Origin of the sequence: Erwinia persicina NBRC 102418, from assembly GCF_001571305.1 — a bacterium.
Taxonomy (GTDB): Bacteria; Pseudomonadota; Gammaproteobacteria; order Enterobacterales; family Enterobacteriaceae; genus Erwinia; species Erwinia persicina.
The window spans coordinates 1-8,192 of record NZ_BCTN01000040.1; the positions used below are offsets into that span (position 1 = coordinate 1).

Annotated in this window: 10 protein-coding genes; 7 read left to right on the forward strand and 3 right to left on the reverse strand. The window is 55.2% G+C overall.

Annotated features, from left to right (window positions below):
- Nucleotides 1–24: 24 nt before the first annotated feature.
- The gene (locus EPE01S_RS22235; protein WP_062749541.1) at nt 25–582 is read left to right on the forward strand and encodes an OsmC family protein; all 558 of its coding nucleotides are present in this window, start codon (nt 25–27) and stop codon (nt 580–582) included.
- A 254-nt stretch (nt 583–836) separates the two neighbouring features.
- On the opposite strand, the gene EPE01S_RS22240 is transcribed toward EPE01S_RS22235, so the two are convergent.
- Both EPE01S_RS22240 and EPE01S_RS22245 read right to left on the reverse strand, forming a co-directional pair.
- Nucleotides 837–2,048 (reverse strand): MalY/PatB family protein, encoded by a 1,212-nt coding sequence (locus EPE01S_RS22240; RefSeq protein WP_062749543.1) that lies wholly within the window; start codon nt 2,046–2,048, stop codon nt 837–839.
- Between the two features lie 163 nt (nt 2,049–2,211).
- Nucleotides 2,212–3,054 carry a DMT family transporter gene (locus tag EPE01S_RS22245; protein WP_062749545.1) on the reverse strand — a complete coding sequence of 281 codons (843 nt, stop codon included), beginning with the start codon at nt 3,052–3,054 and terminating at the stop codon, nt 2,212–2,214.
- 197 nt (nt 3,055–3,251) lie between these two features.
- Here EPE01S_RS22245 and EPE01S_RS22250 point away from each other — a divergent pair, with 197 nt between their 5' ends.
- Together EPE01S_RS22250 and EPE01S_RS22255 are read left to right on the forward strand one after the other, a co-directional pair.
- Nucleotides 3,252–3,830: a TetR/AcrR family transcriptional regulator gene (locus EPE01S_RS22250; protein WP_062749547.1), complete on the forward strand. Its 579-nt coding sequence runs from the start codon at nt 3,252–3,254 to the stop codon at nt 3,828–3,830.
- Between the two features lie 3 nt (nt 3,831–3,833).
- Nucleotides 3,834–4,172 carry a carboxymuconolactone decarboxylase family protein gene (locus EPE01S_RS22255; protein ID WP_062749550.1) on the forward strand — a complete coding sequence of 113 codons (339 nt, stop codon included), beginning with the start codon at nt 3,834–3,836 and terminating at the stop codon, nt 4,170–4,172.
- A gap of 36 nt (nt 4,173–4,208) precedes the next feature.
- Here EPE01S_RS22255 and EPE01S_RS22260 read toward each other — a convergent pair whose 3' ends face one another.
- A complete protein-coding gene (locus tag EPE01S_RS22260) occupies nt 4,209–4,538 on the reverse strand; it encodes a thioredoxin family protein (RefSeq protein ID WP_062749552.1) in 330 nt (109 codons plus the stop codon).
- Nucleotides 4,539–4,771: 233 nt separating this feature from the next.
- Here EPE01S_RS22260 and EPE01S_RS22265 point away from each other — a divergent pair, with 233 nt between their 5' ends.
- The 4 genes from EPE01S_RS22265 (at nt 4,772) to EPE01S_RS22280 (ending at nt 8,086) form a co-directional block, all read left to right on the forward strand.
- Nucleotides 4,772–5,878, forward strand: a complete 1,107-nt coding sequence (locus EPE01S_RS22265) for an alkene reductase (protein ID WP_062749554.1) — start codon at nt 4,772–4,774, stop codon at nt 5,876–5,878.
- Nucleotides 5,879–5,963: 85 nt separating this feature from the next.
- Nucleotides 5,964–6,665: a DsbA family oxidoreductase gene (locus EPE01S_RS22270; protein ID WP_062749557.1), complete on the forward strand. Its 702-nt coding sequence runs from the start codon at nt 5,964–5,966 to the stop codon at nt 6,663–6,665.
- Nucleotides 6,666–6,726: 61 nt separating this feature from the next.
- Nucleotides 6,727–7,506 carry an SDR family NAD(P)-dependent oxidoreductase gene (locus tag EPE01S_RS22275; RefSeq protein WP_062749559.1) on the forward strand — a complete coding sequence of 260 codons (780 nt, stop codon included), beginning with the start codon at nt 6,727–6,729 and terminating at the stop codon, nt 7,504–7,506.
- 211 nt (nt 7,507–7,717) lie between these two features.
- Entirely contained in the window at nt 7,718–8,086 is a 369-nt protein-coding gene (locus EPE01S_RS22280) for a plasmid SOS inhibition protein A (RefSeq protein WP_255210177.1), read from the forward strand.
- Nucleotides 8,087–8,192 lie beyond the last annotated feature (106 nt).

Here is an 8,192-nt window from a genome sequence, read left to right on the forward strand (position 1 = left end):
TTAATGAAAAACACAGGAGCTCCAATGTCTCATACAGTGAAACCACATGCTTCCGCCGAAGATATCAGCAACGTTCGCGAAGCCGTGCGCGCAGAGCCCGGTCTTGGCAATATGTCTTTCCAGGTGAAAGCCCATTCCCATGGTGGACTGGCCGTTCGCGTTGAAACCGGATCGTCGTTCCAGGATGGGAAAGAAGATCGCAGCCGCATTGGAAAGTTTTCAAATATCGGTGACGAACCACCAGGCCTGTTAGGTACCGATTCAGGCATGAGCCCGACTGAGTACATTCTGCAGGCACTCGCGGGTTGTTATACTGCGACTCTCACCCTGATGGCGGCTGAAAAAGGCGTGGATCTGGAAAGCATCGATCTCGACCTCTATTTCGACATCGATATGAAGGGGTTCCTTGGCCTGGATAAGAACGTACGCAAAGGCGCGAAGAGTATTCGTGTGGACGTTCGCCTGAACAGCAAGACCGCCAGCCGTGAGCAGCTCGAAGAGCTGGTTCAGCTGTTGCCGGAAAGCTCACCGATCCATGACACGCTTGCAAACCCGGTGCAGGTTAACACCCGCCTGGTCTAATCATTGCTCTGAGGTGATGTCAGCATGAAGCAGCCCCCTGCATCAGTAACATACAGGGGGCTGCAAGACCGCACTGTTGCCCCTCCAAATATCCTCATGACGGCCTGAACTCTTCGATGCGGTATCCCCATTTTCGCTGAGCACGGCGCGCCACATCACTTTTTTGCCACCGTCGCTCCGCCAGTAGGAGGTCAGCCTCTGCCACTCTTTATACTTTCAGCTCCGGGAAGCATATTGGCCACACCTTAGCTGTTTCAGAAATGCGTGTTAAGCGATCGGGTCAGGCGGCGAAGACCTTCTTCCAGCATCGCGCGTGGGCAGGCAAGATTCAGCCGGATGTGCCCGTCGCCGTTGCCAACGAACATTCCCGCATCCTCTACCAGAATCCCTGACTGTTGAGCAAAGTACAGGGAGGTGTATTCTTTTCCGCTGACGGCTGAATGGGGGCTCAGGTCAAGCCAGGCAAGATAGGTTCCATCCGGAATGTCAAAACGGACCTGTGGGTGATGTTCTTCAAGCCAGGCGCGGAGAAACACGAAATTACCGTCAATATATTGCCGGACCTGCGTCAGCCAGTCATCGCATTGTGACCAGGCGGCAAGGTTGGCGACAAGGCTCAGCGGTGACAGCATGTCATCGTACAGCCGCAGCCACGATGTGCGGATAACCGGATCGGGGATCATGATATGGGCCAGCAGGTTGCCCGCCAGATTGAAGGTCTTACTTGAAGACATACAGGTGATAATCTTATTACTGTCGGGAAAAAGAGAAGCCGCCGGCGTATGTTTGATCCCCGTGCGGGATAAATCACAGTGTATTTCATCTGAGATGACCCATACGTCGTTTTGCAGGCAGATTTCTGCCATCCGCTGCAGTTCGTCCCGGCGCCATACGCGACCCGTAGGATTATGGGGATTGCACAGGAAGAAGACTTTTATGCCCAGTTCCGGATCCTTAACAAGCCGCTCCAGGTCGCTAAAGTCCACCGACATTTCTCCGCAGGCATATACCATAGGGCAACTGACGACCCGGCGACCGCTGTATTCCCCTGCTTTCTTGAACGGCGCATAGGACGGGGTAAGTATCAGTACACTTTCGTTCTCACGCGTCAGTAAAGGAACCAGGCGGTTGAGCGCCGGGATAATGCCCGGTGAGAGCACAATACTCTCGGGCGCAAAGCGGTATCCATAATGTCGCTGGCACCAGCCGCCAAAAATCTCCTGATATACGGGGTTATATGCACGCGTATAACCGAGGATTTTTTTATTCAGCCGTTCATGAACAGCATCGAGTACGGGCTGGGGGGTGGCGAAAGCCATGTCTGCCACCCACAGGTTTATAAAACCGCCCTCAGGTGCCGTCGGAAGTCCCCCGGTATGCCCGCCAAACATGTATTCACGCCAGCCCTCAATGGTCAGGCTGTCCGTTCCCGATCTGTCGATAATCTCATCAAAGTCGTATCTCATGCAGGTATCCAGTAAAGTATTTTAACAATCGTGGCCCTGCGCGAGTCCTACGACGAGTAAGTCTGCAGGGGGAACGGGCATGAGGTTATGCCCTGAACTGAGATTGACTATCTACTAGTTGGATTGTCAAGTCATAATCTTTTCTGCGGCTGACGTCCTGCTGTTAATGCTTCCGGCGGGGGGCACCGATCACCAGAACAATACCGGCGAGCACGGCCGCCGTTGACAGCAGCATTCTGAGGCTCAGGGATTCACCCAGAAACAACACGCCCCCCAGCATGGCAAGACAGGGAACGCTCAGCTGAACCGTGCTGGCCGTTACCGAGTCAAGATGGGGCAAAAGGGAATACCAGAGAACGTAAGCACCGGCAGAGGCCGCTGCACCGGCAAACACGGCGAGGATAACTCCCTGAACGTCAGAATGCAGGCCGCTGCTGACAAACGGGGTGAGAATAAGCGCCAGCGGCACGGCAATAAGAAAATTTACTGCGGTGGCAACGGCACCCCCGGCCTGGTTCCTTCCCGCCAGGGTGTAAGCCGCCCAGGCCAGTCCTGCAAGGCCCATTATTAACGCGCTGCTGACCGGAGGGGCCTTCGCACCAGGCAACAGAAGCGCACCAATGCCGCCTGCGGCCATGACCAGCCCTGTGGTCCTCAGCAGGGTCAATCTTTCTCCTGCGAGTACGCCGTGCACGACCATTGTCAGCTGCACCACGCCAAACAGCAGCAGCGCGCCTGTTCCGGTATCAAGGTGAATATAGGCAACCGAAAAGCACATCGCGTACGCCATCAGAAACAGCGCATTTTTCAGGTTAAGCGAACCGCGTAGCTTCCCTTTATGCCGGATTAACAACGGCAGTAACACCAGCGCACCGCTTGTCAGACGCAGATCGGTGAATGTCACCGGATCGATATGTCCGCCCCTGAGGGCAACGCGGCAAATTATCGAATTCGCCGCAAAGGCGAGCATGGCAGTAACAATCTTGATAACAACGGAAAATCGCATGGTCGTGGGCTCCAAAAAAGCAGAGCGTAAACTACCAACTGATAGGTAGTCAAATTTAACGAACGAAGCTCCCGTCATTCAGCAAAACGTATGCAGGTACACGTTAGCCACGAGGTTGAATGTTATTATTACGAGACTTGTCATACAGCCATGAAGATAATATAATCTACCAACTAGTAGGTTTAACGGAGTGGATTATGACAACGATGACGCGGGAAAGGCTCCTCGGCGAGGCCGAGCATCTCATGCGGGAAAAAGGCTATTCTGCCTTCAGCTATGCCGATCTGTCCAAAATTATCGGCATCACCAAGCCCAGCATACACCATCACTTTCCGACGAAAGACCTCCTTGGTGAGCAGGTGGTCAGGCAGGCGTTAGTCGATACCCGGGCAACCTTTGATGAAATCCTGGCGACAAAAAGCTCGCCGGCAGAGCAGATTGCCGCTTACGTGGACCTCTTCGTACAGAGTTACCGGGCCTCACTTCTGCCGCTGTGCTGCGCGCTGTCGGCCGAAACGGCCAACCTTCCCCCGAATATTATTGAGCAGACGTCGCTCTATTTCGATATGCAGATCAGCTGGCTGACTGGCATTGTGGAGCGCGGGATTGGTGCCGGTGAATTTTCTACAGGAATTGGCGCCACAGATGCCGCACTGATGATTATTAACCTCTGTGAGGGGGCGAGCGTCGTGGCACGGGCAACGGGCAGAGCTGAAGTCTTCAGCAACAGCCTCAAACATATACTGATGTTTCTGAATCCCAAAACCGGAGCTTAAAAAATGCAGGACTGGAATAATTACCGTACAGAACTGATGCAGCGCCTTGGCCAGCTTGGCAAGCTTGCCCCTGAAACCATGAAGGGCGTGTTGACGCTTGGCAGCGCGGGTAACAAAACCGATCTGCTTGGCGCAAAGGTCCGCGAGCTTATCGCACTCGCCTGCGCAGTCACTACCCGCTGCGACGGCTGTATTGCGTTTCACGCGGAGGCCGCCATCAAAGCCGGTGCCACCGATGATGAAATTGCCGAGGCACTGGGCGTGGCCATCAACCTGAATGCCGGCGCGGCGGCAGTCTATTCTGCCCGCACGCTGGATGCCGTCAGCCAGATGAGAGGCTGACGGACGCACAGACGCTCAAGGATCGATAAAAAGGGCTTACTGCCCTTTTTTTACCTCTTCAATCGCACTGGCATAAAAGCCCGCATGCTTTACGCCGGGTATGCGCCTCACCATCTGCCCCTCTTTGAATATCAGCACCGTTGGCAGGCCCCAGATTTCATATTTTGTCGTCAACACGGGCGCCTGATCGACATTAACCCTGCCCACCTGAATGTCGTCGTCAAGCTGGTTTACCAGGACATTAAAAAAGACTTCACTGGTCTGACAGGGCGGACACCACGGAGCAGAGAAGCGCACCACTGACAGCCCCTCATAGCGTTCAATATCGCGAAAATTATCTTCGTTGTAGCTGGTAATTTTACGCAATCTGTATCTATCCTCATGATTTTTATTAGATATTTCTGTAGCAGGGCATCAGCTTTTCCTGAACATAAAAGAGTATAAATAATTCCTGTTGACCTATCAACTAGTAGGTAGGTATAGTGGCGTTCATCAGCTGGCCGCGAATGCTGCAGACAGACGTCTCCGGGTGACTCCTGAACTGCCTGCAACCACTTCCCGGGTCTGGCCATATCAATCAACGAGTTATGAGGTATTCAATGAGCACGTTATTCACGCCCAGCAGCCTGTCCGGTCTCGAATTAAAAAACCGCGTGGTGATGGCCCCCATGACCCGCACCCGCACGATGAATGACGTGGCGGATGAGGTTGTTGCGCTTTATTACGCGCAGCGTGCATCGGCAGGCCTTCTTATTACGGAAGGACTCCCGGTTTCAGAAGAAGCGCGTGGTTACCTCTATACCCCGGGCATTTACACCGGCGCGCACGTTGATGGCTGGCGCAAGGTGACGGACGCCGTCCATGCAAAAGGCGGGCGTATATTCGCCCAGCTGTGGCACGTTGGCCGCATGTCCCACGTTTCCCTGCTACCGGGACAGGCGGCGCCGGTCTCGTCAGGGACCGTGCAGGCAACCAACACCACCGTATTTGCATTTACTGACTCCGGCGAACCGGGTCCCGTAACCCCGAGCGTGCCGCGTGCGCTGGAAACGGATGAAGTCCGTCGCGTTACCCAGGACTTCGTTAATTCAGCCCGTCTGGCAATGGAAGCCGGCTTTGATGGCGTGGAAATCATGGCAGCTAACGGCTTTATTTTCGACCAGTTCCTCAGCAGCGCCCTGAACCAGCGCACGGACGGTTACGGCGGCACCGTTAAAAACCGCCAGCGCTTCCTGCTGGAAACCATCGACGCCGTCTCTTCGGCCGTTGGCAGCACGAAGGTTGCCGTAAGGCTCTCCCCGTTCGGGCGTATTTACGATCTCGCGCCCTATGAAGGTGAAGAGGAAACCTGGCGTGAAATGGCAACGGCGCTGGGGCAGCGCGAGCTGGCGTACGTGCATCTTTACTACCAGCCCGTGTATACCCAGGCGCCGGTACCCGCAGGCTTTAAAGCGGCCTTCCGCAAGGCATTTGGCGGGACGCTTATCGCTGCCGGCGGATTCACCCGTGAGATCGCCGAAGACGTGCTGACAGAAAACGAAGCCGACCTGATCGCGTTTGGGGTCCCGTACATCGCTAACCCGGACCTGGTCGAAAGGATGCAGAACGGCTGGCCGCTGGCCGAAAGCGATCGCTCAACTTATTACGGCGTCAGCGGCAACCCGGAAAAAGGTTACACCGACTATCCGGTCTGGGCAGCTGAATAAGGTATGCCTTCCGCAGCGTTGTCCGGCGGCATCGCAGGGTAACGTACCGGAATGACCAGTTTAACTATTTATCGGGAGTACAAAAATGCAAACCCTCAAGCCTGTTATCACCCTGGATATCTGGTCAGATTTAGTCTGTCCGTGGTGCTGGATCGCCAAAAAACGCTTTGAAAAAGGGCTGGCCGCCTTCGAACACCGCGACAGCGTGGTGATACGCCACCACGCGTTTCGTATCTCAGGCGAGCGCCCGGCACTACCCTTCCGGGAGGCGCTGTATAAAAAATTCGGCGGGCAGCAGGGCGCCGAACTGATGATGAATCAGGTGGCAACGGCCGGTAAGTCAGAAGGCCTTCAGTACAATTTTGACACCATGCTGTTTGGCGATACTGAAGATGCGCTGACGCTGCTGGCTGCTGCACGCCAGGGGGGCGTGGGTGATGCGGTTGCAGAGCGCCTGTACCTGGCCGGCACCACCGAAGGGCGTTCCATTTTTGACCCCTCGGAACTTATCAAGCTGGCTGAAGAAGCCGGGATGCAGGCGGATGATGCGCGGCGTGCGCTGGAGAGCGAGACCTTCCGGTCTTCCGTGGCGGAAGATGAGGCACACGCCCGTTCCATCGGCGTCAGCGGCGTTCCGCTGTTCCTGCTGAACGAGAAATATGCCATCAGTGGTGCCCAGTCCGCCGAAAATTTCCTGAGCGCCCTGCGCCAGGTGTGGGAGGAAAAACAGGATGAACTGTCCGGCACTGCCGGTCAGGCCTGTGGCACCGGTGGCTGCAGTATCTGAATACCCGACGCCGGCAGTCTGGCTGCCGGCAGAATCAAACCTGTAAACAGTGGAGTCAGAAATGAGCGATTTTTTTAAAGGTAAAAAGCTTCTGGTTGTTGGCGGCACGAGCGGCATGGGTCTTGAAACGGCACGCATGGTGCTGAAGGCCGGCGGCAGCGTGGTGCTGACAGGCAACCGGAAGGACAAAGCAGAAGCGGTAAAAACTGAATTGAGCCAGTACGGAGTCGGATCCGTCTCGGTCATTGCCGCCAACCTGATGACTGAGGAAGGCATGAACGCCATCCGTCAGGAAATCAATACGCATCACCGTGACATCAGCCTGATGGTGAACTCTGCGGGCATCTTCATTCCCAAGAGCTTTACGGAGCACGATGCAGCGGACTATGACATGTATCTGTCGCTCAACCGCGCCACGTTCTTTATCACGCAGGACGTTGTCAAAAACATGCTGGCCGATAAGCGCGAAGGTGCGATTGTGAACGTGGGCTCAATTGGTGCTCAGGCCGCGCTGGGTGATTCGCCGGCGTCAGCTTACTCGATGGCAAAAGCGGGCCTGCACGCTCTGACCCGCAACCTGGCGATAGAGCTGGCTGGCGCAGGCATTCGCGTGAACGCCGTTTCACCGGGCATTGTTCATACTCCAATCTACGAAGGCTTTATGGCCAAAGAAGAGATTGCTGATGCCATGAAGGCCATGAGCGATTTTCATCCGCTGGGCCGTGTCGGTACGCCGGAAGACGTGGCGAATACGATACTGTTCCTGCTGTCGGATAAAGCTTCATGGGTCACCGGCGCTATCTGGGATGTGGACGCCGGGATCATGGCGGTACGTCGCTAAAAGGCGATTAACTTTCAGAAAGTTATCTTGACCGTCCCTCTGAAGGCTAATTTCACAGCGAGTGGAAAGGGCGGTTTTATGTCTTCTCAACCGGATACGCACCGGGCATCCTCTGGCGGCCCCATCAGTCTGGTGCGATTCTGTTCGATGCGGTACGTGCCGCGATCACCGCTTGTTGCCTTACTGCGATCGCTGACCCTGACCCAAAATCCTGTTCCATTCAGAAACAGAATTCCGGCATGATAAACACTCCCCGGAGACGGCCAGCATCTGGGTGTCGCGCTGGTCTGATTCACCCGTGGGTTATTACGAAATGGAGGCCATATTTTACCGCTTGAGTGAGCGTTTTCCTTCTGTGAAGAACCCGGACAGATGGGCGATAGCGGGCCTGCCGCTGTGGCAGCTGGGAGTTGAAGCGGGGTTTCTTTCAAAAGAAGTCACCGTGTCGGTGCGCGAGCTGGAGCGCTGGATGGTGCCAAACAAGCTGACTATTACAGTGATGGCAATGAGCAGGGGGCACTATAGCACTGAACTGAAAACGGCACGCAGCCAGCGCCGGAAGCTGGTCACAATGCGCTAAAAACTCACCGTGATAGCTGGAGAATGAGACGGGCTTTCCGGGGCGCAGGAAACGGAAACTAAGCCACTTTAGAGTCTCTGAATGAGCATATCTTTCAGAAGGAAGG